The sequence below is a fragment of the Geobacillus sp. Sah69 genome (genome assembly GCF_001414205.1).
Classification (GTDB): domain Bacteria; phylum Bacillota; class Bacilli; order Bacillales; family Anoxybacillaceae; genus Geobacillus; species Geobacillus stearothermophilus.
Genome location: NZ_LLKS01000007.1, coordinates 1 through 26305, shown reverse-complemented (window position 1 = coordinate 26305; position 26305 = coordinate 1). Strand labels below are relative to the sequence as shown.

Genomic DNA, 26305 nt, shown 5'->3' with positions numbered 1-26305 from the left:
GTCAGCACCTCCTTAAATTAAATGAGCACTTTCATGTCAATGTCCTCAATCGCATCGAGAGGACGGATACGAGAAAGGATAAACACCTTATCTCTCGTGTTTGCTTCCTTGATCTCCTGCTCTTTCATCGCATCCACATCGACGCCGACCGAGCGTAAATAGACCCGTTGCTGTTCTAAATCAATTTCCGCTCTATTTTTCCCAACATCGAGCAGCCCGTCAATCTCCAACTGCTCATAGTACGCATTAATTGCTTGAATGAGCAGCACTTTATTGTCATAGCTGTTGGCGTATTTACCGATATATCTGTCCTCGATCGTCTTGCGAATGTCCATATACATAAGATCGAGGATATCGACGATTTTAATTTTCTTGAAATCGTCCCCTTTATCTTGCGTTGTCGTGACTAGCGACGTCACCCCGCGCCCAACCTTCACCTTTTCGCCGTCATGGTAAATCACAAATTCACCATTATCGATCGCCGTATTGAGTTGGTCTTTTGTGTAGCTCTGCACACTATCCACTTCCGGCAACGGCTGGAAGGTCGTTGAAATAGTCAACGGCGTTCCGGCGATCAATCCGGCGATGCGCGAGCAATATTGGGCTGCTGTATACGTCGTATCGCCGACCACAATGTTTTCCGTCGTGAAGTTAATAATGTACTCTTTATCGGCCGCATGATGGGGCAATACAGCCTTCACCATCTTGCCGTTGGCGCGCTGTAAACCGATCCATGTCGTAATTTTTGTTTTGTCTGTTTCCTCAATTTCCGGAAAAACAAAATAATCAAATTTCACTGTCTCCAAATAGTTTAACGCTGCATCCAGTGGCGTTCCGTTCGTCACCTTAGCATTCGGATCGTAGACGTACACCACCACTCTGTTCGGCGTCCGCTCACCGCCGATGAAAGCGAGTTCGATCTGTTTTTTATTCGCAACCGATAAGTCGGTAGGAATATCGGTAACGCTCGTTAAAACATGCGCACCGAGAGCAGCCGTATCTTTTAATAGCAATGCGACAATTCCTCGCTCACCACGTTGAATAGCTGTTGCTCCAAGTGTCTTAAATACGATATTGACTTGAGGTAACCCCATCACCATACCTCCTTGTTATGAATGATTTCTTGCATGAGGTCATGCTGCGTTGTATCGCTCAACATCACAATGAAGTCGAGATCGAGGAAAAAATGGAGAATATCATCCACGATTTCAAATCTCCGTTCCATAACGTTTACTGTCAGCCCGTCAAAGGTGACGTTTCGGAACAAATCATTCAACAAATCAGCCATTTCAACGTTTTTGGCGTTCGTTTCTTCCTTGGATAAATACTGAATATCGATGGTGATTTCTCTTTGTTGCATTGACTTGTTCAGCTCAATCACATCGCCAGGCAAAATGGTAATAAAAAAACAAGGCTTTTTTAGGCCTTGTTCCACTTTTTCGCCGTATATTTTATGGTCCGGAAAGGCTGTTTTGAGCTTGCCGATCACCGCATTTCGAATAGCTGTCATCATAATGAATTCAGCACCTTGTCAAAATGTTTTTTCAACCGACGCGGGATTTGGCGTTTGATACGCTTTATCGATACTGTCAACATATAAAATCCCGGAGCGTGCCCGACTGTTTTTTTATTAATCACTACTTTATGGCCGTATTCCACAAAACGGGCATAAAACTCCTTGTTATAGACGACGATAATCAAATCATCGCCTTCCCTCTTCAGCTCGCCAATTTCCCACCCGCTCCTTAATTTCCCCGTGTCTTTTGGCGTCCTCACTTTTGCTAGACGAAGCAAACCTTTGGCGACGTCCAATAAGTAGTTTTCCAGTTCTTTAGGGAGATTTTCCTTGAGGAAAATAAACTGCTCTTCGTATTTTTTGAAATTGTTTATTTTGAGCTGAAACATTACGCTTCACCTTCTATTTCCGCCATAACCTCTTGGAAGGTATGATATTTAAAGCATTCCTTCACGGTAAACCGGAATGTTTGTCCTCTGTGATTGACCTCAATTTTGTCGCCAATTTTAATGTTTCGATGCGTTTCCATATGAATTTTATACAACAACCGGATATTGTGTGTCGTATCGGTTTGTCTCGTGTCGCCGGAATCGATTTTCACCAATTCGCACGGGATTTGCTCCATTACAACAACGGGGCGATGAACCGTTTCTCCAATCGCCAGTTCCACTTCTTGAAGCCGTGACACCGTACAGCGATCATTGAGGCTATGAACGTAGCCGAGTGTGCAATCCAGTATAAAATAGCCCGGTTCACCCTCATCCACGGCCATAATGTCGTACCATTTCCCCTGGCAAAGAGCTTTCATTAACGGCTTTACCGCCTTATTCGCCCGAATAATGATCTGATACGATTTTTCAGGCTGTTGGTCAGTGAATTTATTCTTTTTGAATTTCACTTGACCCCAGAGCTTGCATCGCTCTACAAGCTGTTCTTCACCATTATCGAAAAGGATTTCGTAAAATGTTAGGCGATCCTTTAGTTCTCCAGGGTTCATGGCCCTTCACCTTTGTACTTCACGATCAAATTCCCCGAATCTGATACCGTCACCTCGTATTTATGCCCCGATGGGGACACTAAGACAAGGCTTTTCAGTTCATTTTCAACGCGATTTTCAGCCTGATCGCTCATGAATCCTTCCCCTTTCTACGTTGTTGTCGCGCTATCGTAGCAATGAGTCAACTGAGCCACGATGCTCTCGACCGTATGCCGCACTTTTTCGCTCGTCTTGCCGATCATGTCACGATTTTCATACCAATCGGCGACTAGAACGTAGCAGAGCAGCTTGGCCAACTCATTCGTACTGTCAAATGTATTTCCTGTCGCATTAACCAAGTACTTTTCCGCTGCACTAATCAGCGTATTAATTAAACTATCCTCGTCACTATGCTCAACGCGCAGCCATTGCTTCGCTTCATCAAGCGTAATAATCAAAACAATCACCCCCAATAAAAGGGGACGGGGATAACCCCCGTCATTAGCTCAGTTTCAATTGGCCATATACAGCCGCGCCCGTATCCCAAAATTTAATGTCGTCACGCATAATCGTGCGTAAATCCGTCGTATCGCGTTTAAATGCATCGCCGCCTTCTTTCGTTGCCGCCAACTCAAAGAATCGCCGCGAGAACAACACGATAAGCTCTTCAAGATTCCCAATGAAAATGGGAGCCTTGTTCGTCGTTCCAGTGATCGACGGCAAGTAGCGATTGGAACATACGACGACCGGACGGCCAAACAACAGCTTCCGCCCCGGCTGTGTGATATCATCTTGCAGCAAGAAGCGACCATTCGCATCTTGTTGGCTATCTAACCAGTTATATCCGTCTTGGTTGGTCAATACAATAGAACTCAAACTGATGGCCGGATCTAAATCAACGTTGAATACCTTTTTAACCGCTTTAAGATCCGCTAAATCTTTCGGAGTCATAGTCAGCAGGAGATCTGTAATCAACTTGTTACGCGTAACGACGGCCTTCTTACCAATCCAACGCGTGATGTAATTAATAATGTTCTGATCGCTATCAGCTAAAAGCTCATTCGTAATCGGCAAGATGCCGCCGCGTTTTTTCACAGAGTACGAGACAGCCACGAATTTAGGATTATCCGTTTCCGGGAGCACGCCGTATTCATCAATCAACGCAAACGGTGTCATCGTTTCGTCTTTCTCCAGCACACGCGAGCCCGATAAGGTGGTCACTTCCTCGACGCGCACATATTGAGACAGATCGTTTTGCGCTCGCATGATCTCGTTAATGCGCGTCTGAATGTCTTTTGGAACGATCAAGGACGAATCTCCGTCAGGGATCGCCGGATTGGCTCCTCCTTCATTCATGACGGCGCGCTTTTCGTATTCTGCGATAATGCTTCGCTCATCCGGAGAAACCGGGCGCCGGCGAATCGCCTTCATGAAGATTTGTCGATACTCCTGTTCCAATTCGGCATCTTCCTTCGTGACAGCGCGTGTTTCATTGCTGGCTGAATACGCACCGCCCAGGCCCAATCCGCCACGCTCCTCTTCCTCTAATTGCCGCTGTACTTCAATTTTCTTTTGCAGCGCTCGTACTTCTTCCATACGTTTTTCGGCTTCATCGACTTTATCCTCTGCTAAGAGAGTGCGGACTTCCGCTTTCATCTGCTCCAGTTTTTGCAACATCTCACGCAGTTCTTTCCCCATACTCTTTCAACCTCCCATAGTTAAATAAAAAAGAGCCGATTACATCAGCTCTAACTCGATGGCTAGTTTCCGTTTTTTGTATTCATTTGAGGCGCGTTTTTGCTGCTCCCGGTACTCATCAAGCGACCGGACAGACACTTCATTGGCCGGATAAGCCGGAAAAGCCACCGGGGAAATTTCATATAGTTCCGCATCCAAAATGGAACGTTTGTAGATTTTTTTGCCGTCGCGATCGACCTGCGACCATTTATCTTTTGTGACTCGCATCCCAAACGATACACCATCGACATCACCGCGCTTAATCATCTCCCAGGCATCGTTGCCGACTGTGGTGTTCGGCAAGTCCAACTCGAAGCGCAACTCTTTTTCCGTACTCTCCAGGCGCAACGTCCCACTTTTCGTGCTTCCAAGCACTTTAGACGTGTCATGCGACCAGAGACCGACGACACCGCGTGTTTTTAGGCTTTCATCAAACGCGCCGGCCGCGATTTCTTCGACGAACGTGTCGCCCCACCAGTCCCGCATCTCCGCGCTTTCCGTGTTGTACTTGATCGACCCAGAGATGGTGCGTTTTTCTTCTTCCTCACCTGACTGACGGACCTCAATTTTCACTGGAAGAGCCCGGATTTCCTTTGTTTCCTTCAGTGCTTGATTGCCCACTGTCACCACCTCCTTTCATGTACTGTTGGCCGGCCATCGTCAATGGAATAACGTTACCATTAAATACAAGCTGGTCACCGCCAGGTAAAGGTGGCTTCTCTTCTAATGCCCTCGCCTCGTTCGGCGTAATAAAACCTTTCTCAATTCCGATGCCATACGCTTCATAACGCGTTTTAATGTCGCTTCTAAGCATGCTGTCAACATTGAATTTCACGTAATATCCAGCGTCAATTTCACTGTCAAGAAACAATTTATACGTCATCTCTTGCTCATACATTGTTAAAATCGGCAGCAATGTATCCACGTAAAACTGCCGTTGCTGTTCAGCTACATTCGTATGAGTTGCCCGGCTCAAATCGTTGAGCTGGTGCATCTTAATCCCAAACGCTGTGGCGATTTGCCGGATCGTGAGCTCTGTGTTTTCTAAAAATTGCGCATCGGACATCGTTAAACTGATGGGTTTGAACTCATATCCGATCGGCATGAGTGCAATCCGATGGCTGTTTTTTAGCCCTGATGACATTTCCTCAAATTTTTCCCTGAATTTCTTCTGCGCTTCTGGGTTTAAATCGCCCACGTACTGAACGATCCCTTTCACTTGCAACCCTTGCTTGTAAAAATTATTGATAAACCGTCCGGCCGCCGCCGCATTCTCCACCGTCGCCCGCAAATAATCAAGAGGAGGAACCCCGACAATGCCATCGAGCGTAATGCTGCTTTTAAAGTGTAAAATTTCGTTTGGCATGAGCTTCCGCCGTTCGGTTCCGACATCGACTTCATACCAGATGTGGTTTTTGCTGCTGAAAAGGCCGACATCGTCAAACCAAATGCGTACTCTGCTCGCATCGATAGGCCAAAACGCCACAATCCGGCCCTTTTCATCTGTCTCGATGTTGACGTACGCATTTCCATATATGTTTCGTTGCGTTTCATTACACTTGGAGAAGTCAGATGCCGACATATACGGATTGGGACGGAGCTTTAGCAACTTATATAAATAGTGTTTGGTCGCTTTATTGACCCCATTTTCGTCCTCTCGATAAATCTTTAAGGGGAGCTTCGAAATCGATTCAGCCAAGATTTTAATACAGGCGTAAACCGTCGCTTCTTTCAAAGCATTTTTTCCGTAAACATTCACATCACCTGGAGAAATGCCAAGAAAATCTAAAAGAGCCGGATCGTTCAAGCTGTATTCCGTACTTCTTCGTTCCAAAGCGCGTCGGAAAAACATTCAGTTCTCACCTCCCTCACGGCGGATAACGCTTCGGTGGATGCAGCGCTGCAAAAATGCCGACGGCTAAACAAGAAAAACCCAGCATATACAGCCCTGCCGTCACGCTTAATCGGAACGTCGCGATGTTGATAAGCATTAGACCAATGAAAATAAAAAAATCTTCCGCGTAATCACGAAAGATTTTCCTTAATTTCTTCACTTTATCAACCCCACAGTCTGTCTAAAAAGTCATCGGTCGCAAATTCTGATACGTCAACCGACTCGGCATTCGCAAACATCGCCCGGGCGTGGGCATTAATAAGCGCCGCCAGTGGGTCGATCCGGTCCGTGCTCTTCGATTTATCCAGCATAATGTTCTCCTGGGCGTCTTTTCGTGTCACCGCGTTGCCGACTGCCCACGATAAAACAGGATTATTGTTATGAATAATCTTCTTTTCAAACACTTTCGTTCGAAAATTCTTTGTCGGCTCCGATAAATAGCGAATCCCTTGTGGAATTTCTACTGTCACGAACCCATCTGCCTCAAGTTCCTGCATCAAATGACGTGCATTATATTTGTCATAACATATTTCTTTCACCGAAACGCCATGTGTTTCTGCAATCGCCTTGATATACTCACGAACAAACGTGTAATCAACGACCGCGCCTGGCGTTGTGGTAATCCATCCTTGACGAGCCCATTGATCGAATGGTATTTTGTCGGTTTTCACTCGCTCGTCTAGCTTTTCTTCAGGTATGAATGAGTGGGACAGCACGACAAATCGTCCATCACTCAATGGAATTTCGATAGAAACGCTCGTTAAGTCGGTCGTTGCCGACAAGTCAACGCCTACATACGCATCCAATCCACTGATATCCGGCAAGTTTTCCGCGCCGCAGGCCGCCCAGCGTTCGGCCGAGATGTAGGCTTGCTCCCGCTTGTTGATCCAGACGTTCATGTTTTTCGTTAAAAAATCATCCATTTTGTCCGGTTTTTCAAGCGCTTCTTTGAGTTTGGCACGAATATTTTCAATCCCTTCCGGATAGGAAGCCGCAATCGGGTTCGCTTTCAGCCATGCTTTTTCATCCTTAATGTCGTCAATCAAATTTCCGTCCTCGTCTTTATCCAGTTCGTTGACCATCGCGAAATATTGGTCGTTCTCAACGGGGCTGTTCGGATCTAATAGCTTTGAAACATACTGATATTCACTTCGATAGCACGGATTGTTCAAGTTTGCGCCGGCCGTCGTAATGATCATCAGCAACGGCTGCGCCCTAGCGATCATACCGGAGTCAAGAATATTGTAAATCTCATCCGTGTCATGGGCGTGATACTCATCGATAATCCCGCATTGCGGGTTTAAACCGTCACCGGTCTTCCGATCCTCTTTGGAAAGTGGCCGAATAATAGACCGACTTTTCGGGTGATGGATCGCCCCGTATTTCACTTCGTACTTCCCTTTGAGTTCCGGGCAACCGGCCAACATAGCTTCGGTTTCCTTCCATACAATCCTTGCCTGTTCCGTTTTCGTCGCGCCGATATATACTTCCGACATGTTTTCGCCGAATGCCATAGCCTCATATGAGGCTACGCAAGCCAAACTTTGCGACTTTGCGTTTTTTCTGCCTACCTGCCAATACGCCTTTTTAAAACGCCGATAGTCCGTGTCCTTATGCACCCAGCCATAAATATTTCCGAACACGAACACCTGGATCTCATGAGGACGGATATGCTGCCCTTTTAAGACGCCCTTTGTGTGTTTAAATAACGTCATCCACTTGAGGAAGCGCATCGCTTTCGTTTCGTCAAAAATATAGGGAAAGTCATCAGTCCCTTCCCTTTCGATATCCCGTAAAAAACGCATGCATGCCCATTTATGTTTCTGGCAGGCGATCACCCGGCCGTCGATGACATCGTGGGAATAGTCAATGAGCCATTGTTTTAGGCTCATACATCACCAAACTCCTGTTCAAACGGTGTCGGTTGCTTTGTCTCCTCTTTTGGCAAGGCCAATTTTGCCCGAGAGCTTGGCGTCAATCCAAATTCAACGGCCAGCGATTTCATTTGCTCGTGCAGTTGCTTTTTCTTCGTGAGGAGAGGGTGAGGAACCTTATTCGTCTCCGCCGCTTTATTGGTGTATTCAACCATGAGCCCCTCTTCCTCGATGATCTGCGAGCACTTAACATAGTTGGCATAGGCGTCGCAATACAAGGCAAGAGCATTCACATCGACGTTTGTGACCAACCCGATCTCTTTCAGCTCCTTCACGATCCGCTTGAACTCCTTCTTTGCCACATCATCGAGCCAGTTTGGCGGTCTCACCTTGTCGTCATTTGGCCGGAGCTTCGCCTCGGCCTCCTTCCGGGCATCGATTTCCTTTTTCGTCAAATGCTTTGTCCCCTGAATTAAAATCAAGTCAACCGGCTTCGCACGTCGGCCCATTTTCAACACCACCTTTCATTTAGATTTTGCCCAAAAACTGTCAACCCCCTTTTACGCCAAAAAGGGAACTTTGTGCACGCCGAGGGGGGCGCGCGGTCCAGAGCCGCCCGGCGAAAAATTTTTACCCCGCCCCCTCCCCGTACTTCCTTTTGTCCTCGGATGTTTTTCTGTTGTGGCACGGGTTGCAAAGTGACTGTAGGTTGCCTAACGATAGGCGTAATGACCAATCAACCCGCACCGGCACAATATGGTCCACCACGTCAGCCGGTGTGATGCGTTGCTTAGCAAGACAATGCTGGCACAGATAATGATCACGAACCAATGCTGCATGTCGAATACGCTGCCATTCTTTGCTGTGGTAAAAGTCGCGGGCAGTTTGATCGCGGAGATGTTCATCATAATACCGATGTCGTTCTGCTTTGCTTTGTTGTTCTTTGTACTTGTGCTGTTCGCAGTATCGTCCTTGTGTGAGGTTTGGGCAGCCAGGAACGGCGCACGGTTTCAATGGCTTAGCTGGCATATTGTCACTACTCCTTGTCTTAAAAGAAGTGCTTCAGCTTTTCATACAACTCATTTGGCTCTCCTGAAACAATAGACGCCAGCTTTCCATCAACACAAAAGCCAACAACCATGCAGCCATCTGTCTCAGCGATAACGTGCCAGATTATATTCACCTTTAAATCCCGCATGGTTTTCCCTCCAAATAAAAAAGCGCCCAAAAAGGCGCTTAATTAATTTTGCTAAAATCGATATTTTCATCAGCTCTTCGTTTCCCTTTTATAAAAGTTACATTGTAATAAAAATTCTCAAGGGATATAAACTTACCTTTCTCTTGTGCATATTTTTGTAGATTTCCATTTGTCCCGTGTTCCCACGAAATAACCTCAAAGTTAAATCCTAAATTGTGTATCCGTTGTAAATCCGCCAAAAATCCTTTACCCAATTTACTACCAGATCCGTCACCGGTAAGTACAACAAACGTATCATTCGAACCTATATTATCAAATGCTTGTCTAAGCATCCAGGTTTGTAATGTTTGGTCAACGCCAGCCTCTTTATTACTCGCAGTTCTCTCAAGAAGCTCCAAATGAATTCCTAAGGATTCGATATGAGACCATAGGCTTGAGTTTTTAGGAGGAATACTTCCAACTACATATGCACTTTTAACATTTCTGTTTCTATGAGCAACCTCAAACAAACCTTTGAAAAAACTTCTAAATAAATAAGGATCTTCATTAGGTTCGAATATCGGCATCACTTTTCGTAACCCAACTATGTGTATATTGCTATTATCCCAAAAAATATGGACATTAGACATAACACCATCTCCTTCCGCCTACTCAATACGACAAAAGGAGGTATTTTCCTGCATCATTAGTTCGACAAATCTCGACGACCAAAAGTATTTAGTCCACTCTTTCACAAATATCAACTCTGATACTTTCGGATAAATTCCACAACATAAAAACGCCACCCGATCGGGTGACGTCAGGTGAAGGGGAATCTCAGGCTTTGGTTCAACCCGCCCTATGCTACCATCATATCACCTTTACGGCCAAACAATCCGCCAAAAATCTGCCTTTTTTCTGCCACTATTATGTTAACTTCATCTCACCAATGCCGACTCCCACGTTTCCTGTTTTTCATAAACATTCGCTTAGCCAGCTCGTGCATTTCGTCTTTTGGTTTGCCGCGAATGATGTTGGACACATCCACTGTCGTGAGTTTCCGCTTCCCGATCCGGTACCCCTTTTTGTTTAGCTCCTGCACCACCTTCGTGACACTTTCCAGCTGCACATATAAGTAGACGGCTTCCTCTTCCATCGTGGTGGGCGTGTAGTTTTCGATCTTCCGAATGTATTCTTGCAAGTATTCAATTTGCTTTTTCGCTTCCTCGACTAACACTTGCTCTCCCTCCAATGAGTTCACTTCAATTTACAGACTGATGCACTCGCCGAATGGCTCAACCCCTTGATAGTTCTAGCCTCAAAACCTTTTCTTTTATGAGTGCACCACACGCTTTTTTATGATGTACTACAGGGCAAAAAATTAAATTTTATACTTCAGCATCGCCTTATCCATCGCATCTTGGTTGACGCCAATGTACTTCAGCGTAATGTGAGGGCTGGAATGGTTGAACAGCTCTTGGAGCATAGCCACGTCTTTGGTTTGTTGATAAAAATGATAACCAAACGTCTTTCGGAGCGTGTGCGTCCCTACTTCATCCAGTGACACATATTCAGCCGCCTCCCGCAAAATGCGATAGGCCGTGGAACGATCAATAGGCCGGTTGCCTCCTTGTCGGCTTCGAAAGGCATACTCACCATCTTTGAGCGTCTTGGCATACTCGATCAGCTCCTTTCGTATAGCCGGCGGAATTCGGATCCTCTTTTCCTTTCTCGTCTTCTTCTCCCGCAGTTTCAAGTGTGTTTGCAGCAAATCTTCCTTCTTCAATTGCAATAGGTCTGATATTCTCAGTCCTGTGTTGATGCCGAGGACAAACAGGATGTAGTTGCGTTTGCTTCGTTGCAGCAAATATTTCTTCATGGCTGCAATCTTCTCCGGATCGCGAATCGGCTGTACAAAGTTCACGATAGAGTCACCTCGCTTTTTTCCTCGCGATACACTTCGATTTTTAAAGCAAAGGCGAGCTTGTAAAATGCTCTCGATTTCAGCCGGTAATACTTCCGTTCACTCATGCCAAGCTCAGGATACACTTCATAGTCGTAGACATCTTCAAACGACATATATCGTCGGACAATAATGGCACGCTCCCATTTGCTTAGGCGATTTACTGCACTGGTGATCCGCCGGATATACTCTTCCCGCTCCCGCTCATAATCGACGTTACGGATTGCGATGCTTTCTGTTGAGGAGCGAAACTGATTGGACGATGTAGGCACAAGCGAGTAACACTGCGTGACCCTTGGCATTTCATCCAGCCGAAGCGTCAGCAGGTAGACCCGGTATTTCTCCAACGCCGCCTCCACCGCCCTTTTAGTAGCCGCGCGATCAATCTCCGGAAGCATGAACTCTCTCAACGTTCTCCCTCCTATCGCTGGCGAAATGCGCCGCCTTTGCCGCGCCGATACACCGGACGGCAGACGCCCATCAGCTCCTTAATCTCCCGCTCCGTCATCCGCTCCTTGTTCCGTTTATGCTTCCGTTCTTTCCGGTTCCGCTCTGGCCGATAGGTCATATTGTTAGCCTTGATCCATTTTTGCATTTGATCCTGCATGGTGCGCATCCGTTTTCCCTCCCCTTTCATCGCAAAAGAAAAGAGGACACCAATCATACAGGGATCTCCCTGCATCATCAGTGTCCTCACGCTCTCGGTCTTGGACATATTTGGTTTTGATTCCATTATATCAAAACGGCTGCCTTTTGTAACAAGATTCGGAACGTTTCTCGTCCCTTCGGCGTCACAAGCGTTTGAACATCAGCTCGTCCATTTCGTTCCCATTCCTTCAATTCAAAGAGAGACGGCACGTATTGAGCATATGGCTTCAACTTTCCTTTTTGGTCTCGATATATATACTTTTTCTCTAGCAGCCAATCGATAAAAGCCTTGGGTTTGATTTTCAACTCCTTGGCCGTATCTCTAAAGTTTGTCAACAACCGACGATCAACGAGCGCGTCAAAGTAGTCAGCTTTCGGTTGCATCGCCGCAATCTGTTCATTTTGTTTTCGGACTGTTTCTAATGTAGCGCGGAATAACAATTTCGTCTGTTCATCCGCATGTTTTAAATAGGTCTCCACGAACAAATCATCGTTCGCTACGTATCCGCCCGTTTTCCTGATGGTGGGGATGACTTCATGTGTGACCCATCGCTTAAACTGTTTAGCCTCTGATTTGCGACTTCCTAAAATGAGCGTGTATAAACCAGGCTCATTCACAATGAATGTTTCTTGTTTTCTTCCCAGCGAATCGGTGACCGGAATTAAACTCCGCTCATCCTCATCGAGCCTCTGAACTGCTTTTCGCGCGTCAGAAATATCAAGAATTTCGCAAACATCCTTAGCCACAAACCACACTTCTCCGTCTTTTACAATCGTCCGCACCTGGCTACCGCTGTAATTAAACACCTGCTGCAGATGATTCATCCGTTCTCTCCCTCCTTTATTTACTGCGCATTATGTGTCTAAAACGCACGAATGGCTTTTTTCATTTCGTTAAGTAATCTCTTTTCTTTTTCCTTATCACCAAACAAATTAAATGGAAAAAAACTTTTTAATTCACTTTCATCTTTCGCGCTCCATGAAAACGAAATGGATGGAATAGCAAATATATACTGTGATGGTTCAACTTCATCATCTTTTGTCACGTACATGATAGCTTCTGTTTCGTTATCAAACACACTTTCCCTTATATCAATAGCGATAGTTTTCATTGTTCATCTCCCTTTTCTACACTTCACATTAGAAGTCCACTATGAAACACAATGCTTATTTTGTTTCCTCCAATGCCGATTTGATTCTTTTCGCAAATTCCTTTTGCGAAGGCGGTCTAAATAAATCCGCTAATGTTTCATGTTTTCTACATTCTTCGCAGATATAGTCCATCCCCTCTGCAAGAACAATGCTAACTAAGAGCTGTTTGTATTGTCCGCAATATGGACATTTAACCCCTTCCCCTGAAAAATCATCGATAGCCATTTGTCGTGGTATTGTTTTGTTCCAAGGAAGTTTGTTCATTTTTTCTTCTCCCAACGAAACAATAATTACTCTTGTGTTTCCTTAAAACGGAAAATCATCATCCGGCCAAGGACAGCAAGCTCCCCAGTTTCTCGGATCGTTGCGCCAGCGTTCATCCTCGATCTCCTGGCACTTTTCACGTAGAAAATGAAACAACTGATATAAACCAGAGCTGTCTGGATCTCCTATATAGGCGATCGCAACATTGAGATATTCCGCCAGCTCCAATGCATCGTCCTCTGATATTGGTGGCAGGACAATCATTTTCATCCTTAGAACAGCTCGCTTTCCTCATACTTGATCCGTGCTGTCTTGCCTTTCGCTGTTTCGATAATCGTATATCCATGCTCAACTGCTTCTGCTACTTTCGCCTTACCTTGCACCCCATCAACAATAATCACAATCACTTTGCCAGGTACAACGGGATGTGAAACCGTCATGTTATCTATATCAATCTGCAATTCTTGCGCTCTTCTCACTTGGATCCCTCCGCTGTGATATAATGATGTTGAGGCTGTCGGGAGGGATCCCGGCTTTTTTGTTTCATTCGATCACTTTCCACCCGCGCCGAATCCTGCTTCGCAGCTCACATTTTCGCAACGGCTCATACACATAAACTGCATCATGGTTTTCTCTGCGATATAACAAATACCATTTGGCCTTCCGCTTACGACGCTTCATTCAATATTCACATCCGAATTTAGCTTTTCAAGCGTTATTAAGTGCGCATATTTAAACTTCAACACCTCGCAATATACGACGGCATCGATCATTTCTTGCTGAAATAGATCATTCGGTTCCCTCCAATGCCTCTTTGGCAGTGGCTATTAGGTTGTTGGCAACATCGTCAGCATTGAAGTCGCCTTCTCCGACTTCTTGCTCATTAGCAATTTCTCGCAACGCCTTCTCATACCGTTCCGCTTTCTTCGCTTGTTCAATAAGCCAATCAACCATATAAATAGGGTATGTGATGGTGTTGACATTTCCGTAAATCTCCTTCACGGCTGTTCTAACGTTTTTTATCTTCTGCAACAGCTCTTTATCGTTCATTCCGTTCTCTCCTTTCCCTATTTAGCTTTTCAAGCGTTATTAAGTGCGCATATTTAAACTTCAACACCTCGCAATACACGACGGCATCGATCATTTCTTGCTGCAAATGCTCCAACCATTCAGGGAACGTATAATGCGCTGGAGTCACAGTCGTTCCATATTTCTGAATCCCTTTTTCAGTCTGTGTCTCGAGCAGCTTTTGCACATTGCGGAGGATTTGGTTTTTGTTGAGCTCATCCAGCCAGTGCTGAGCATCCATTGTAGTCGCCACCTCTCAATATCCGCATTCCTGGCGGTGATGGTTGATTGCGTTTTTACGGAGATATTCAGCCTCAATTTGATCAAATGTGAAACCAAGCTGTTTTCCTAATCCAAATAACTTTTCAAGCAGGTCAATGTACAAAATATCTGTATCCACAAGCATTCCCATTGAGTGGCGATCTAACAGTTCTGCCGCTATTGCATTGAGTTCAATAAATGTGTATATAATGTCTGAGTCTGTATTTGGCATAACAAACGTAAGATCATCATTGCCTGTATCGATACCGATCGATAATGCAAAGTGAAGGCAGTCCACGTACTCCTCAAGCAGTGGGTTATACCATTCTTGATCCTCAGGCATCATCACCGCTGGATTGCGGAGTGATGCAGTTCTTGGTCGAGGATCTCCCTTCCAATACTTGAACATCTGCCACTCGTTCGCCAGCTCGCCAAGTTCCACTTGCAGAGCTAAAACCTTGTTTGGCAACAAATCCTGCCCGCTAAGTCCTTTCTCTTTCACAATGCGTTCGTCTAACTCCCTCTGCAGCTTGAATAGTCTTTTCAGTTTCATCGCCGTGTCCCCCTTGATCTCGGCCAGCGCCAGTCAATGATTCGTCGGTTGTCGTCATCGTAGTATTTGCGCGGACGGTTTCGGTACGCTTCCAGTTCTTCCGGCGTGAGATAGCTGATTTTCACTGGTCCATGCAGTGATTGACGTTGTTTTTTCATGGTCTCTTCCCCCTAATCGTTGTTTCATTTCTTGCCACGCCCGATGCTTATATATTTCCGGGCACTCTTCAAAGCGAATGATGGTCACCAGTTGCTGTACGGTCGCCTTGGACCAATCCATGTGATTGATCACCTCTCACCCGTTCGTATTCACGTTGAATCTCTTCTGTGGTCAGTTTTGAGAGCGCCCGGCCATCGCTAGCAGAAAAGATGCCTTTCCGGCGCAAGTGCTGAATGAGTGCGTATTTCAGCAACATCAAACCGATAACCTCCCACTCGTTTGGAGCTTTGTAAATAGCGCATCCAGGCGTGACACAGTGTAGTCTTTGTTATTGATTTTCACCGTCAGCAAATTGGTTCTTGTGATGCCACAGTGCTCAAGGATATTGAGAAAATCCGCCTCCGAGCATACGCTGGCCGTCAAACCGATCACCGATCCAACCTCATTCCGATACTCCAATCGGATCCATATCGGGTATCCCACGACGATCACCCATCTCTGTATTTTTTCAGACGTTCCTCAAGCTCTCGGCGCGCCTGTTCGACGTCAAAGTCGTCATCCTCCGGTTGGCTATAGTCCATCTTCAGCCAGTCCGGTACGATCTCGGTGCGCACTACTGGGGTCCGCATCTTTCGGCCGCCGTCGGAAACAGTTGAGGCTTTACGTTTCAGTTGTTGCTCCCGAAACGCCAATTGTGCCGCTCTCACCTGGTCAACGGTGCGATAGCCTTTTTCGAACCAGTCGCGTAAAATGGTCTCGACATATTTCCACGTTTTGGCTCCGTTCTCTACAGCAATTTTAAGCGCCTCTAACACTAATTCCTCGGACGTATCGTCCACCCAGGAGACGATCTTTTCCCCTATGTAGCTGCCAACCGTGCCAAAGCCGTTTTGTTCAACGAATTGAATAATATCCCGGAAGGAATGCGCGCGCGCGTCTTCTTCTACTTCTTCTTTTTTCTCTGTAGTAATCTCTGTAGGATTCTCTGGTATTGGTCTGTTCAAATTGAGCAGCTCGTCTGTCCAACTTGAACAGATGGACTGTTCATTTTGAGCAGATGGACTGACGATTTCGTCAGTCGTCTGTTCATTTTGAGCAGTCGAGGCGTCATTTTGAGCAGTCGTCTGTTCACTTTGATTGGACGGCGTTGTCAATTCGGCCAGTTTGTCATAGTCGATCCGGTACCATTTCGTTTTGTCGATCTTAGAACGGTTGAAATTCGCCGCGACGATGATCCCGATCTTTTCGAGTTTGGTGATGATCCGCCGAATCGTGCTCTCGGACCAGAACGGGAATTGCTCCTGCCAGTCCTCGTACGTGTTATAGACCCATTTATAGCCGTCATGGACGTTTTCGCTTTTTTCGAGCCAATAATGCAACTGCTGCACGACGATGCTTTCGTTCAGCCCGATCGCCACGGCTAGTTGTGGCAAAATGACCAACGGTTGATCGTCTAAAAGCAAGGTTGCCATGTCATCCCCTCCCCTTGAAAAAGCTGTTTTGCTATGGCATGATAAAAACTAGAGTTCTGAAATAAAAAACTGAATCCCGTCAACTTCGAACTCGGAGGCCATTTCATCGGCGATCCGCCGGCACTCGGTTACAGTGAGCGCGTAGACGAGTGCTGTTTGGATCGTCTCGAAATGGCCGTTTTCCTTCACGACAAATTCCACTTCAAATAGCATATTCTTCGCCTTGGAAGCATATCGTAGAATGGGAGCTTCCGGCCCTCCTTTCTCAACCAGCATCAGAGATGCCGCCTTTTTGCAACAGTTGTTTCAACTTCTCATAGACGGCTTTTGGTTCTCGATTGAGCCGATTTGCGAGCTCATCAATCGTCAATACCTTGCGATGATGCCAAAGGTAGAACACTTCCTCTGCCGACCACCGTCCCTTTCGCTTTTGTGTGTTCTGCGCCTGTTCCACAACCGGTTCTCTAGGTTGGGGATCGGCCGGAGAATCACCCTCAAGAAGGGCGGCCAGTTGCCGCATCTCCTGGCTGACCGGGCAAACTTGCAAACATACGGTGCTTCGATATTTGATCCGTTCCGGGCATGTGCGGCAATGCGAATCAAGAAGTTCGCAGATTTGCAACCGAATGTGCCTTTTCTCATGTTTATCGAGCTTATTCACGCATTCCGCTCCTCTCCCAGCTTCACAAAATCAATTTGAATGCCGCGTCGTTGCATATCTCGTATAATGCTCAACAACTGCTGACGCCGGGCTTCTTTTCGTTCAAGTTCTTGCAGCTGTCTGACTAAATACTGCAACTCGGATATTTCAATCGCCATCGTTTCATAGTCGCGGTTTTGCAGCGCTTCCTGTATGTACTCGATGCATCTTGATGCCTTTTGCCGCAAATCCGCCTCTTGGTAAACGATCATATGGATCACCGCCATTCCTCCTTCGTTATGATCTCCAGGCGTCGTCGCAATGACCATACATGTATTGTGGCGCGGCTCCCCTTTCGGATCGTCGCCCGCTCTCGCTCGGCCTGGCCGGCGCTCATGCGCACCGACTGAAGCACAAGCGCTTGCGGGCTGGGGGCACACCCGCCGCCTGTACTCCAGTCGGCAAGCATGAGCTTGCCTTTTGGTTGGCAACATGATATGTTTGGGATAGGGCTGGTTTTTTAGGAAGCAGTGAGCGTTTGGCTTGCTGCTTCTTTCATGCTGACAAGCTTTGCTTTGGCTTCTTGCTCAATGGCTTCGATCAACTCCGGATGATTGCGCAACTCGGCGCATACCTCCCGAACTTCTCGGGCTGTCATTAATGAACTGGCTACCCATACCACGTACATTACCACCACTCCTTTCTCGATTTTTCCAGGCGTTCGTTCATTTTCTTTTTCCACCCGAGCAGTGCTTTCCCATATTCGCTATTGAGTTTTCGCTCTTTTGAAAGCCGCACAACTTCACTTGTATACCAATGGATAGCCTCAACATCCGTCATTTCTGCTAAATTCGGCAGTTTAAACACTGTTTTTTCCTCCTTTGTCATTGTCGAATGAATCCTTTCGCTTGCAGTTTCGCACGATGCTTTTGCCACATTTTCCACCAGGAAAAGCCGTAATCCATGCAGATAACCGCTACGTATTGGGTCAGCGCCACGATCGCGTCGATCGCCTGCATCATTGCCTCTTCCAAGCGCTGCTTGTCAAACTCTCGAATCGACCGCGGATGGTTCGCCACGCAGACGCTTTCGATCGCCTCGAGGGCTTCTGTGAGCTCCTCACGCGTTTTCATCGTCACGCTCGCCCGGTGAAGGTCAACCGCATCCCCATCGAGCTTCACCGGCCCCCATCCGGTGTACTCGGCGGCTGCCTCCAGTGCCACCCACGGGTTGTTATGCTTTTCGGCGAAATATTTCGATATGTTCGGCTGCACCCGGTACCGCCCATTTTCCTGGTGCGATACGGATTCACGAGATTCGTAGATTTCAAACGACAGCTGTTGCTGCGTCATCCCTGTTTTCTGCCGCGCCTCTTTCACCGCATCAGCCGCTCTACCGCGTTTCATCCTCCCTGCTCCCCTTTCTACCATCATCCTTGAGACTTTGTGGTACAGTATCCATAGAACGGCAGCAATCCAGCACCGCCTCGGCGATTTGTCGCAGGATCGGATTTCCTTTTTGCCATTCTTGCTCAAACCATTTCTTTCGCTCCTCTGGGCTCATGAGTACCAATGGGGAGTGAACGATCACCGTCGTGTTGCCGTATTTGAATTCCTTCATGCCCGCATTCCCCCTTTGTTCATGTTTATGCGGAGCATGAGGGGCATTTGATGACATTCGCTTCACCTCGCATACTGTCTAACCATTGTTTGATAATCGACGGCCGGCGCTGTTTCGTTCAGCCAATCGAGCACCTTGGCGATCTCCAGCGCCGCGTCGTCTTTCGTAAATGCCGGGTCATCCTTCAGTTGCATGATGATCACCAGCAGCCGATGCTTCAGCTCGGCCATAGCCCATTGATCGTGAATGGTGTTCATGCTGTCACCTGCCTTGAAGGATTTTCCTTCCCTCCTGTCGAATGATGGCAACGGGAAGGGGGTGATAACATGTACTCTGTTCAGCAATTGCAAGCTTTGGATTGCTTACTAAAAAAGGTTGTCGGAGATCACTTCAAATTGGTTATTGAACTTAATGGCCAATACTGGTACGGCGATTTTGTTCGATTGGACGGAAATGCCCTTTATCAGCACTTCATTGACGGCATAGGTGCTATTGAGAAACATACATTTTACATTGACAGCCCTAATGCACCTAATATGGTGAAAAAGATTTGGCAGTCTTATTTGGCTGCAATCGAACCATTTCGTCGTCATCCTTTTGGGAGTAATCCCTTTGAGCGTCTCCGTGATTTGCCTTTGCTTTTTGAAACTTTGGTCAACATCTTAGCTAAAGCTGATATTGCCGATGAAGACAGCCCGCTTTCGCCTTGTTTGTTTAATGCCCGATCACTTAACGGTGACGGAAGTTTACCCTTTATTTACTTAGGGAACGAAAAACTTAAATTAGTTTCTCTTATTCGGATTGCCGAAGAATAAGTTTCCAGTACCATCTGATGCGATCGTAAATCGCTTCTTCTTTTTCGATCTCTGATTTGTTTTCGTCAGCAAGGATTTGAGAAATCTGCTCTTTCAAGTGAAAGAGTGGATTTCTCGCCACTTTTCTTTTAGGGATTTCGATCGCTGCTCTTTCGATCCAGCTGGTGAATTCGTGTTCATCCATCTTTTCGATCTCTTCAGGGGTCGGTAAAAACTTGCCTAACTGAATGTTTTTCCTGAGCAACTCAATGAACGTTTGCTCTTGATCCGTCATCCGTCTCACCTCCTTTGCGGGCAAGGGGATATGTTTTTGAAAACTTCTTATGATGATCCTGTTTTACGCAACTTTTGGTTACCTTCTGTTTCAAAAAAAATTGTCCAACTTATCCCAAGGACAGGCGCGATTTTTTTTGCCACGTCAACAGATGGTCTCCTATCTCCATTTTCAATCATACTATAGTACTGCCTTGTGATGTTTGCTCCAGACAGGGACACAACCTGTTCTTGAGTTAATTGTTTGGCTTCTCTGGCCTTAATTAACATATCCCTAAGTTGTTCTTTGGTCACTATCTATCACCACCTCACAGCAACCAAAAGTTGCTCATCTAATTTAAATTATACGCAACAAAAAGTTGCTGTCAATACCAAAAAGAAATTTTTAGTTTCCTTCCCACTATTTTTATTTGTGGCAACAATATGTTGCATTATAATTGTTTATAGATGAGCGAAAAGAGGGATTTTCGATGTTCCCCAAGAGACTCAAAGCATTGAGATTGCAAAGAAAATTAACCCACCAAGATATGGCCGATTTATTGGGCATCACTAGACAAGGTTACTCAAAATACGAAAACGGCCAAAGTCAACCGGACATCGATACAATTAATAAACTGGCCGAGTTTTTCAACGTCACCACCGACTACCTCCTCGGCCGGACTGACCATCCGAACCCGTCCGAGCAGGATGACATTCCGGAGGAGCTCAAGGATCCCGGGCTGGGGCTGTTCTTCAAGGAATTGGCCGAAGCGCCGGAGGAACGGCGGGAGCAATTACTGAAGATATGGGAGATCCTCAAGAGCGAGGGGGATCGGAAGACAAAAGATAAATGAGCTTGTTACTTTTAGGGGAGAGGAAACAATGGGGATTTTTCAACGCCTTTTTGGGAAAAAAGCGAAACAGAAACAGGATGTTGTTACTCCAGTTAATAAAAATAATCTCGGCAACACAGATGACACGAAATTCTCTTCTGAAGATCACAACAGTACAGGAGTTTACTCCGCGCCGATATCCGTAACTGTCGAATATGGCTTTCCCTCATCAACCCACCCAAATGGGAAAGCAGAGCCGTCTTCAAACGGCCATTACAATTATCAAAAGGCGACGCTTACTCCTGACGACTACGTAGTTTTAGATTTTGAAACAACAGGATTAAACGCAGAGAAAGACGCTATTATCCAAATAGGGGCAATACGATTTCGGAATCATGAGCCCACCGAACACTTTATTTCGTTTGTTAACCCAAGAAGATCCATTCCATCTAAAATAACGGACATTACGGGGATCACAGATGAAGATGTGAAAGATGCTCCTACAATTGAAGAGATCTTCCCGGATTTCATCCAATTCCTAAAGGATGATGTACTGATCGCTCACAATGCTCCTTTTGACATGAAGTTTTTATTAAGCAACGCTCGACGGCTAGGAATAGAAAAGCCAAACAACCCCGTCATTGACACGCTAACACTGGCTAGAAAATACATACCGGAGACGCCCAATCATCAGCTGGAAACACTGAAACAGTGGTTACAATTAGAGGTGAGTTCACATCACGCGTTGGATGATTGTTTGACTTGTGCCGCTGTTTATCGAACATGCCAAAAACGGAGAGAGGAAAAATTTCGTCTTTCCGATGATGAAAAAAGAGCTTATGACATTGTTCTGCGCATATTAAGTGATCATAACCGTGACACTAGTCTTGTTCGTTATTCTCGAACATCGACTTACTTGGACATACAAGCGTTTTACTCGTTTGCCCGAATCAAGTTAACAGGCAAAAAGAAATACTTGCTCTCCAAACGATTAGAACAAGAAATCATCGAGCTGTGTCCTGGCGTTGTTTGTGAGCCAGCTTCGAAAAACGAATCAGGACAAACACGCATTTTGATTCGAACTCCTGATGATTTATTGCCCTTATCTCCGCTGATTGTTAAAGATTTTGATAAGGCTTTAAAATCATTAGAAGACTATCGAAAGTATGTCGGTAAAGCTGAAAAAGTCATCGAGGATTATTTGAGTCTATAAACTATACGGATATGCAGCAGGAAAAGACATCACCGCCATGTGGCTTGATGTCTTTTTTATTCTTGTATGAAATGGGGGAGAGAAAATGAGCAAGTTCAAAGAAATTGAAGACTATCGCAAGTTCGCCTCAAAAGCCGAGTTGCACAAGTCCATCAACTCTCTGATCGGAATTATCCATGGGATCCGTTCCGATAACATCACTAACGAAAAAGAGATCACAGAGCTCATTCATTGGTGTAACCTACATAGACGATTTGCAAAAAAAGCGCCTTTTAACGAGATTATCCCGTTAATTGACCAAGCTTTGCTGGATAACAAATTGGAAGAAGAAGAGCTTGAGGATATTCTGTGGCTTTGCAACAACATTATTAATGAGAACGATTTTAACAGCTATTATGATGTCATCACATCATCTATACAGCAGCTACACGGGATTCTCCACGGCATCATGGCAGACAACGTTTTGAATGACATGGAAATTGAACAACTGTCCATTTGGATCGATGACCATGACTTTTTAAGAGGAACATATCCCTTTGACGAGATCCATAGCCTGCTGGTAAGTGTAAAGCAAGACGGGATGATCAGCGAAGACGAGAAAAACTTGCTAAAAGCCTTTTTTACCACTTTTATTGATACAAAGGTATCCCGCAACATTCATGAATTAGACGTAAAATTCCTACAAAGCCAATACTCAATCAGTGGCATATGCGCTGTTAATCCAGAAATCATATTCGAAAATAAAGTGTTCTCCTTTACCGGTGCCTCTCACAGGGCTACACGCAACGAGATTGCCCGCATCATTCAAGAGATGGGCGGAATATTCAACGACAATGTCACTAAGAGTACCAACTACCTCATCGTGGGAGGCAACGGCAATCCTTGCTGGGCGTTCGCTTGCTATGGGCGGAAAGTTGAGAAAGCCATTGAATTAAGGAAAAAAGGCACGCCAATCGTTATCGTACACGAAAATGATTTTTGGGATGAGGTGCTCATTTGAGAGATATTTTATTCTACCCTAAGTTTTTCGATTAGAAATAATTATTTCCGGATCATTGAGCCCCTTTTTAGGGGCTTTTTTCTTTTTCTATTGCCTTACCAAACACATGTTCCTATAATAAAAGTGAGGTGATTCCCATGAAATTCTCATCATACCAATTCACCCCACTGGAACAATATATTCACGAATTGTACGACCATTTGGCTATCATAGAGCCTGGTCAGCTCGATATGATCGACATTGCCGCAAAGTTGAACGTCTGGCTGCATTTTGCCGATATCCGAAGCACAGCGATCGAACGGAACGGAGTGTACAGCATCATCATCGACCGCCGCCTCAGTCGCCAACAACAATGGCAAGAGTTTGGCCATGAGCTTGGGCATGTATTGCGCCATGCGGGAAATCAAATGCTACTTCCCCCTTCCCTCGTACAGCTACAAGAAGCCCAGGCGACGAATTTTGCGCTGCACTTTTGTGTGCCGACGTTTATGCTGCTTGAGCTTGAGCTTCCGCACACAGAAAAGGAAATCATCTATGTACTGAGCGAAACGTTTAGTGTGGAGCCGCTGTTCGCTAAACGGCGCTGGGATCGCTTTAAGGAGCAATGGGAAAGCTACCGGTTTTATGAGGCGCTTTTCGGATATATGCAAGTCGCTGAACCGGTTGCCGCCGCTGTCGGCCGTGATGCCGAGAATAATCTCCGCTTACTTCGTGAGTATGCTGCGTCACATGTTGGATCTCTATTTATTGACGGAGATTTAACGGATGAAGAACAGCAAGAAATCATTCGTTATTTACAGCAGATGGACCAAAGGAACAACTAAAAATCATGAATTATACCGCCACAGAATGAATGAATCACATAAAATACGGCTAGTCCGCATATTTGCCTCTTTTTTTGCATACATGGTGATAGCGAGTTCTATTCCAGGTCAGAGGTGGTTTTATGTATAGGCCGAGAAACTTGGATGTTTTTATCTACCTGCGTAAAAGTCGCAAGGACATCGAAGAAGAGAAAAAAGCCGCTGAGTCCGGCGCGTCATACGATACATTGCAACGGCATCGGGATAACTTGCTGGCCGTGGCGCGTAAAGAAGGCCACAATATCCTCGGCATCTTCGAAGAGATTGTGTCCGGCGAGTCCATCGCTGAGCGTTCGGAAATCAAAAAACTTCTGCGCGAGCTGGAAACGGGAATCGCTGACGCGGTGCTTGTCATGGACATTGACCGCCTCGGCCGAGGGGATATGCTCGATCAGGGGATTTTAGACCGCGCTTTTCGCTATTCCGGGACGAAAATTATCACCCCGACGGAAATATATGACCCGGAAAGCGAGACGTGGGAGCTCGTCTTCGGTGTGAAATCCATCGTGTCACGCGAAGAGCTCAAAGTCATTACGAAGCGCCTCCAAGGTGGCCGGCGTGACTCGGCTGCGAAAGGACGCTCCATTTCAAAAAAGCCGCCGTACGGCTATCTTCGCGACGAAAATCTCAAGCTATACCCGGATCCGGAAACGTCATGGGTTGTGGTAAAAATCTTTGAGATGATGCGCGACGGACACGGACGCCAGGCGATCGCCGCTGAGCTGGATCGACTTGGAGTGAAACCGCCCGATGAAAAGCGATCCTTTTGGTCTCCTTCGACGATCAGCGCCATTATCAAAAACGAGGTGTATCTCGGCCACATCATCTGGGGCAAGGTGAAATACATTAAACAAAACGGCAGGTATAAGCGCAAGAAAATGCCGAGAGAGCGCTGGTATGTCAAAGAGAATGCCCATGAGCCCCTCGTGTCCAGGGAACTCTGGGAAGCCGCCAACAAAGCGTATCGGAGCCGCTGGCGCCCTTCTACGGTAGAAAGCAAACCGCTGGCTAACCCGCTGGCCGGGTTGTTGAAATGCGAACTCTGCGGCTATACGATGTGGTATCAGCCACGCAAAGACCGTCCTCATCCGCTGGTGCGCTGTCCAAACCCGAAATGCAAAGGCGTGCAAAAGGGTGCGCTTCTGCCACTCGTCGAGGAGAAAATCTTGCAATCTCTCGCCGAGTTCGTCGACCAGTTCGAGGTGCAAGAGGATACGTTCGCACGGAAAGAGCAGCGTTCAGTCATCCCGCTAAAGCAAAAGGCCGTTGAGAAAAAAGAAAAAGAGCTCCGAGAGCTCCATAAACAAAAGGACACCCTGCACGACTTGCTAGAGCGAGGCGTCTATACGATCGAGACGTTCTTGGAACGCCAGCAAACGATCGTCAGCCGGATCAAGAAAACCCAAGAGGAAATCGATCAATTGCGGGAAGAAATCGCCAAAGAACAGCTAAAAGAAAAAAACATCAACGAGTACATCCCGACAGTCAAGAAGGTGCTCGACGCCTACCGCCTCACAGATGACGTAGAAAAGAAAAATCGCCTTCTCAAGTCGGTGCTTGAGAAAGCGACATACCTAAGAAAACCGGAATGGACGAAAAAGGACCAGTTTACCATTCAGCTTTATCCTAGGATCTAGGATCTAGAGGCGACGGCCTCCTTTTTTTCTGCGGAAAAGAAATGTTTCAATGCCTGGAACACATCGGACTTTTGCTTTAAAATATAGTACCTGAATTTCTCGTGTTTCATGTTGCCGTATGCCCGCATGAGGGTAGAGGGTGAACGGTTGTACTGATACACTTATACACCCTATACACACCGGACGCGCTATCTATAATCCATCATATGCTCCAAGGCCTCTTCAAAAAACTCGCACGCTGCGACGATTCCCTCTGCAAAAGCCTGTTCCACAACATCCTCTGTTTCCATTTTAGCATATTCGTTCCGTTGGTCAGCGACAAAAGCGTGTAGAACCAGCAGTTTTACTATTAATTTATCCATCGCAGTTTCCCCTCCTCATTGATCCCGTAGTTTCAATCGCGCACCAGCAACCTTTATGTCAGAGTAGAGCGACTGCTACTGTTGAGGCTGTTTCAATGACCGCAAGAACCCCAGAAACGACGGCGCCTGGAAAACCCGGAAAGGATATTGACGATTTAGAGCATACCTTGTATCCGAGAGGATAAGGATATATGGAAAGATCACCTTCCCCGCCGGCTGCCAAGGTTCTTCGGCGATCAGCCCGCTTTCGTATAGTGCGATATACCGGCTTAGTTTTTCCTCGATCATTTTTTCAGTGTAAAAAGTGCGTTGGCACTCGAGGAAAAACTAAGCCGGTATATCGCACTATACGAAAG

At 46.2% G+C, this 26305-nt stretch carries 47 protein-coding genes and 1 pseudogene; 6 read left to right on the top strand and 42 right to left on the bottom strand.

From position 1 onward, the window contains the following. Positions 1 to 17 precede the first annotated feature (17 nt). The 38 genes from AP057_RS00830 to AP057_RS00665 all read right to left on the bottom strand — a co-directional run bounded on the left by AP057_RS00830 (position 18) and on the right by AP057_RS00665 (position 19231). Entirely contained in the window at positions 18 to 1094 is a 1077-nt protein-coding gene (locus AP057_RS00830) for a phage tail sheath subtilisin-like domain-containing protein (protein WP_055357834.1), read from the bottom strand. Further along, on the bottom strand, positions 1094 to 1513 hold the full coding sequence (locus AP057_RS00825) for a DUF6838 family protein (RefSeq protein WP_055357833.1): 420 nt from the start codon (positions 1511 to 1513) through the stop codon (positions 1094 to 1096). Before AP057_RS00825 ends, AP057_RS00830 begins: the two co-directional genes overlap by 1 nt. Next, positions 1510 to 1905, bottom strand: a complete 396-nt coding sequence (locus tag AP057_RS00820; RefSeq protein ID WP_055357832.1) for an HK97 gp10 family phage protein — start codon at positions 1903 to 1905, stop codon at positions 1510 to 1512. The genes AP057_RS00825 and AP057_RS00820 overlap by 4 nt, the downstream gene beginning before the upstream one ends. Beyond that, positions 1905 to 2513 carry a head-tail adaptor protein gene (locus AP057_RS00815; protein WP_055357831.1) on the bottom strand — a complete coding sequence of 203 codons (609 nt, stop codon included), beginning with the start codon at positions 2511 to 2513 and terminating at the stop codon, positions 1905 to 1907. Before AP057_RS00815 ends, AP057_RS00820 begins: the two co-directional genes overlap by 1 nt. Further along, complete coding sequence (locus tag AP057_RS17245) at positions 2510 to 2647, bottom strand: hypothetical protein (RefSeq protein ID WP_161804316.1); 138 nt, start codon at positions 2645 to 2647, stop codon at positions 2510 to 2512. Before AP057_RS17245 ends, AP057_RS00815 begins: the two co-directional genes overlap by 4 nt. A 15-nt stretch (positions 2648 to 2662) precedes the next feature. Beyond that, on the bottom strand, positions 2663 to 2950 hold the full coding sequence (locus AP057_RS00810; protein WP_055357830.1) for a head-tail connector protein: 288 nt from the start codon (positions 2948 to 2950) through the stop codon (positions 2663 to 2665). A gap of 43 nt (positions 2951 to 2993) precedes the next feature. Beyond that, on the bottom strand, positions 2994 to 4190 hold the full coding sequence (locus AP057_RS00805) for a phage major capsid protein (RefSeq protein WP_055357829.1): 1197 nt from the start codon (positions 4188 to 4190) through the stop codon (positions 2994 to 2996). A 39-nt stretch (positions 4191 to 4229) separates the two neighbouring features. Then, entirely contained in the window at positions 4230 to 4850 is a 621-nt protein-coding gene (locus AP057_RS00800; RefSeq protein WP_152968848.1) for an HK97 family phage prohead protease, read from the bottom strand. Continuing rightward, positions 4792 to 6081: a phage portal protein gene (locus tag AP057_RS00795; protein ID WP_055357827.1), complete on the bottom strand. Its 1290-nt coding sequence runs from the start codon at positions 6079 to 6081 to the stop codon at positions 4792 to 4794. Before AP057_RS00795 ends, AP057_RS00800 begins: the two co-directional genes overlap by 59 nt. Positions 6082 to 6097: 16 nt before the next feature. Further along, positions 6098 to 6283: a hypothetical protein gene (locus tag AP057_RS00790; protein WP_055357826.1), complete on the bottom strand. Its 186-nt coding sequence runs from the start codon at positions 6281 to 6283 to the stop codon at positions 6098 to 6100. 4 nt (positions 6284 to 6287) lie between these two features. Next, positions 6288 to 8015, bottom strand: coding sequence for a terminase large subunit (locus AP057_RS00785; protein WP_055357825.1), 1728 nt, complete (start codon positions 8013 to 8015; stop codon positions 6288 to 6290). Beyond that, entirely contained in the window at positions 8012 to 8506 is a 495-nt protein-coding gene (locus AP057_RS00780) for a phage terminase small subunit P27 family (RefSeq protein WP_055357824.1), read from the bottom strand. Before AP057_RS00780 ends, AP057_RS00785 begins: the two co-directional genes overlap by 4 nt. Positions 8507 to 8627: 121 nt before the next feature. Then, positions 8628 to 9026: an HNH endonuclease gene (locus AP057_RS00775; protein WP_055357823.1), complete on the bottom strand. Its 399-nt coding sequence runs from the start codon at positions 9024 to 9026 to the stop codon at positions 8628 to 8630. Positions 9027 to 9045: 19 nt separating this feature from the next. After that, positions 9046 to 9195 carry a hypothetical protein gene (locus AP057_RS17240; protein ID WP_161804315.1) on the bottom strand — a complete coding sequence of 50 codons (150 nt, stop codon included), beginning with the start codon at positions 9193 to 9195 and terminating at the stop codon, positions 9046 to 9048. A 38-nt stretch (positions 9196 to 9233) separates the two neighbouring features. Next, positions 9234 to 9824 (bottom strand): NYN domain-containing protein, encoded by a 591-nt coding sequence (locus AP057_RS00770; RefSeq protein WP_055357822.1) that lies wholly within the window; start codon positions 9822 to 9824, stop codon positions 9234 to 9236. Positions 9825 to 10117: 293 nt separating this feature from the next. After that, positions 10118 to 10411, bottom strand: coding sequence for a hypothetical protein (locus AP057_RS00765; RefSeq protein WP_025950449.1), 294 nt, complete (start codon positions 10409 to 10411; stop codon positions 10118 to 10120). Positions 10412 to 10555: 144 nt separating this feature from the next. Then, positions 10556 to 11098, bottom strand: a complete 543-nt coding sequence (locus AP057_RS00760) for a site-specific integrase (RefSeq protein WP_044736642.1) — start codon at positions 11096 to 11098, stop codon at positions 10556 to 10558. Next, on the bottom strand, positions 11095 to 11535 hold the full coding sequence (locus tag AP057_RS00755) for an ArpU family phage packaging/lysis transcriptional regulator (protein WP_041467824.1): 441 nt from the start codon (positions 11533 to 11535) through the stop codon (positions 11095 to 11097). Before AP057_RS00755 ends, AP057_RS00760 begins: the two co-directional genes overlap by 4 nt. Before the next feature lie 23 nt (positions 11536 to 11558). Beyond that, on the bottom strand, positions 11559 to 11753 hold the full coding sequence (locus AP057_RS00750; protein ID WP_055357846.1) for a hypothetical protein: 195 nt from the start codon (positions 11751 to 11753) through the stop codon (positions 11559 to 11561). 116 nt (positions 11754 to 11869) lie between these two features. Continuing rightward, positions 11870 to 12610, bottom strand: a complete 741-nt coding sequence (locus AP057_RS00745; protein WP_055357821.1) for a BRO family protein — start codon at positions 12608 to 12610, stop codon at positions 11870 to 11872. Between the two features lie 38 nt (positions 12611 to 12648). Beyond that, positions 12649 to 12897, bottom strand: a complete 249-nt coding sequence (locus tag AP057_RS00740; protein ID WP_033016628.1) for a hypothetical protein — start codon at positions 12895 to 12897, stop codon at positions 12649 to 12651. Positions 12898 to 12952: 55 nt separating this feature from the next. Beyond that, the gene (locus tag AP057_RS00735) at positions 12953 to 13201 is read right to left on the bottom strand and encodes a hypothetical protein (protein WP_055357820.1); all 249 of its coding nucleotides are present in this window, start codon (positions 13199 to 13201) and stop codon (positions 12953 to 12955) included. A 42-nt stretch (positions 13202 to 13243) separates the two neighbouring features. Then, the gene (locus AP057_RS00730) at positions 13244 to 13471 is read right to left on the bottom strand and encodes a hypothetical protein (RefSeq protein WP_233499931.1); all 228 of its coding nucleotides are present in this window, start codon (positions 13469 to 13471) and stop codon (positions 13244 to 13246) included. Positions 13472 to 13473: 2 nt separating this feature from the next. Then, positions 13474 to 13680: an XtrA/YqaO family protein gene (locus AP057_RS00725; protein ID WP_255350123.1), complete on the bottom strand. Its 207-nt coding sequence runs from the start codon at positions 13678 to 13680 to the stop codon at positions 13474 to 13476. A 310-nt stretch (positions 13681 to 13990) separates the two neighbouring features. Continuing rightward, complete coding sequence (locus AP057_RS00720; protein WP_055357819.1) at positions 13991 to 14251, bottom strand: hypothetical protein; 261 nt, start codon at positions 14249 to 14251, stop codon at positions 13991 to 13993. After that, positions 14241 to 14510 (bottom strand): hypothetical protein, encoded by a 270-nt coding sequence (locus tag AP057_RS00715; RefSeq protein WP_055357818.1) that lies wholly within the window; start codon positions 14508 to 14510, stop codon positions 14241 to 14243. The genes AP057_RS00720 and AP057_RS00715 overlap by 11 nt, the downstream gene beginning before the upstream one ends. Positions 14511 to 14525: 15 nt before the next feature. After that, on the bottom strand, positions 14526 to 15083 hold the full coding sequence (locus AP057_RS00710; RefSeq protein WP_055357817.1) for a dUTP diphosphatase: 558 nt from the start codon (positions 15081 to 15083) through the stop codon (positions 14526 to 14528). Next, positions 15080 to 15241, bottom strand: coding sequence for a hypothetical protein (locus AP057_RS17355; protein WP_167346104.1), 162 nt, complete (start codon positions 15239 to 15241; stop codon positions 15080 to 15082). The genes AP057_RS00710 and AP057_RS17355 overlap by 4 nt, the downstream gene beginning before the upstream one ends. 68 nt (positions 15242 to 15309) lie before the next feature. Continuing rightward, positions 15310 to 15498 carry a Fur-regulated basic protein FbpA gene (locus tag AP057_RS15850; RefSeq protein ID WP_074044209.1) on the bottom strand — a complete coding sequence of 63 codons (189 nt, stop codon included), beginning with the start codon at positions 15496 to 15498 and terminating at the stop codon, positions 15310 to 15312. A gap of 232 nt (positions 15499 to 15730) precedes the next feature. Beyond that, the gene (locus AP057_RS00700) at positions 15731 to 16714 is read right to left on the bottom strand and encodes a DnaD domain-containing protein (RefSeq protein WP_055357816.1); all 984 of its coding nucleotides are present in this window, start codon (positions 16712 to 16714) and stop codon (positions 15731 to 15733) included. 48 nt (positions 16715 to 16762) lie between these two features. Continuing rightward, complete coding sequence (locus AP057_RS00695) at positions 16763 to 16990, bottom strand: hypothetical protein (RefSeq protein WP_023634373.1); 228 nt, start codon at positions 16988 to 16990, stop codon at positions 16763 to 16765. After that, positions 16980 to 17375 carry a hypothetical protein gene (locus AP057_RS00690; RefSeq protein ID WP_042381986.1) on the bottom strand — a complete coding sequence of 132 codons (396 nt, stop codon included), beginning with the start codon at positions 17373 to 17375 and terminating at the stop codon, positions 16980 to 16982. The genes AP057_RS00695 and AP057_RS00690 overlap by 11 nt, the downstream gene beginning before the upstream one ends. Then, positions 17372 to 17626 carry a hypothetical protein gene (locus AP057_RS00685; protein WP_223812668.1) on the bottom strand — a complete coding sequence of 85 codons (255 nt, stop codon included), beginning with the start codon at positions 17624 to 17626 and terminating at the stop codon, positions 17372 to 17374. The genes AP057_RS00690 and AP057_RS00685 overlap by 4 nt, the downstream gene beginning before the upstream one ends. A gap of 248 nt (positions 17627 to 17874) precedes the next feature. Further along, on the bottom strand, positions 17875 to 18042 hold the full coding sequence (locus AP057_RS17350) for a hypothetical protein (RefSeq protein WP_167346103.1): 168 nt from the start codon (positions 18040 to 18042) through the stop codon (positions 17875 to 17877). Then, complete coding sequence (locus AP057_RS00680) at positions 18042 to 18221, bottom strand: hypothetical protein (RefSeq protein WP_128738873.1); 180 nt, start codon at positions 18219 to 18221, stop codon at positions 18042 to 18044. Before AP057_RS00680 ends, AP057_RS17350 begins: the two co-directional genes overlap by 1 nt. A gap of 17 nt (positions 18222 to 18238) precedes the next feature. Further along, the gene (locus AP057_RS00675; RefSeq protein WP_011230010.1) at positions 18239 to 18760 is read right to left on the bottom strand and encodes a helix-turn-helix transcriptional regulator; all 522 of its coding nucleotides are present in this window, start codon (positions 18758 to 18760) and stop codon (positions 18239 to 18241) included. Then, positions 18747 to 18974, bottom strand: coding sequence for a hypothetical protein (locus tag AP057_RS00670; RefSeq protein WP_055357815.1), 228 nt, complete (start codon positions 18972 to 18974; stop codon positions 18747 to 18749). The genes AP057_RS00675 and AP057_RS00670 overlap by 14 nt, the downstream gene beginning before the upstream one ends. Positions 18975 to 19036: 62 nt before the next feature. Next, a complete protein-coding gene (locus AP057_RS00665) occupies positions 19037 to 19231 on the bottom strand; it encodes a hypothetical protein (protein WP_055357814.1) in 195 nt (64 codons plus the stop codon). Positions 19232 to 19300: 69 nt separating this feature from the next. Here AP057_RS00665 and AP057_RS00660 point away from each other — a divergent pair, with 69 nt between their 5' ends. Further along, positions 19301 to 19789, top strand: coding sequence for a hypothetical protein (locus AP057_RS00660; RefSeq protein WP_055357813.1), 489 nt, complete (start codon positions 19301 to 19303; stop codon positions 19787 to 19789). On the opposite strand, the gene AP057_RS00655 is transcribed toward AP057_RS00660, so the two are convergent. Beyond that, entirely contained in the window at positions 19767 to 20063 is a 297-nt protein-coding gene (locus tag AP057_RS00655) for a hypothetical protein (RefSeq protein ID WP_047752237.1), read from the bottom strand. The genes AP057_RS00660 and AP057_RS00655 overlap by 23 nt on opposite strands. Before the next feature lie 47 nt (positions 20064 to 20110). Then, positions 20111 to 20356, bottom strand: a complete 246-nt coding sequence (locus AP057_RS00650; protein WP_174520111.1) for a helix-turn-helix transcriptional regulator — start codon at positions 20354 to 20356, stop codon at positions 20111 to 20113. Between the two features lie 176 nt (positions 20357 to 20532). Between AP057_RS00650 and AP057_RS00645 the strand changes: the two genes are divergently transcribed. The 5 genes from AP057_RS00645 to AP057_RS00625 all read left to right on the top strand — a co-directional run bounded on the left by AP057_RS00645 (position 20533) and on the right by AP057_RS00625 (position 25587). Beyond that, positions 20533 to 20895 (top strand): helix-turn-helix domain-containing protein, encoded by a 363-nt coding sequence (locus AP057_RS00645; protein ID WP_055357812.1) that lies wholly within the window; start codon positions 20533 to 20535, stop codon positions 20893 to 20895. Positions 20896 to 20923: 28 nt separating this feature from the next. Next, positions 20924 to 22087: a 3'-5' exonuclease gene (locus AP057_RS00640; RefSeq protein WP_055357811.1), complete on the top strand. Its 1164-nt coding sequence runs from the start codon at positions 20924 to 20926 to the stop codon at positions 22085 to 22087. Between the two features lie 85 nt (positions 22088 to 22172). After that, the gene (locus AP057_RS00635) at positions 22173 to 23087 is read left to right on the top strand and encodes a BRCT domain-containing protein (protein ID WP_023634363.1); all 915 of its coding nucleotides are present in this window, start codon (positions 22173 to 22175) and stop codon (positions 23085 to 23087) included. 137 nt (positions 23088 to 23224) lie between these two features. Continuing rightward, entirely contained in the window at positions 23225 to 23911 is a 687-nt protein-coding gene (locus AP057_RS00630; protein WP_082432180.1) for an ImmA/IrrE family metallo-endopeptidase, read from the top strand. A 122-nt stretch (positions 23912 to 24033) separates the two neighbouring features. Further along, complete coding sequence (locus AP057_RS00625) at positions 24034 to 25587, top strand: recombinase family protein (RefSeq protein ID WP_055357810.1); 1554 nt, start codon at positions 24034 to 24036, stop codon at positions 25585 to 25587. On the opposite strand, the pseudogene AP057_RS16840 reads toward AP057_RS00625, so the two are convergent. Next, positions 25584 to 25748, bottom strand: a pseudogene (locus tag AP057_RS16840) (sporulation protein YhbH); the annotation flags it as partial. The gene AP057_RS00625 and the pseudogene AP057_RS16840 overlap by 4 nt on opposite strands. Before the next feature lie 27 nt (positions 25749 to 25775). Beyond that, positions 25776 to 25949, bottom strand: a complete 174-nt coding sequence (locus AP057_RS17345) for a hypothetical protein (RefSeq protein ID WP_196762638.1) — start codon at positions 25947 to 25949, stop codon at positions 25776 to 25778. Between the last annotated feature and the right edge of the window lie 356 nt (positions 25950 to 26305).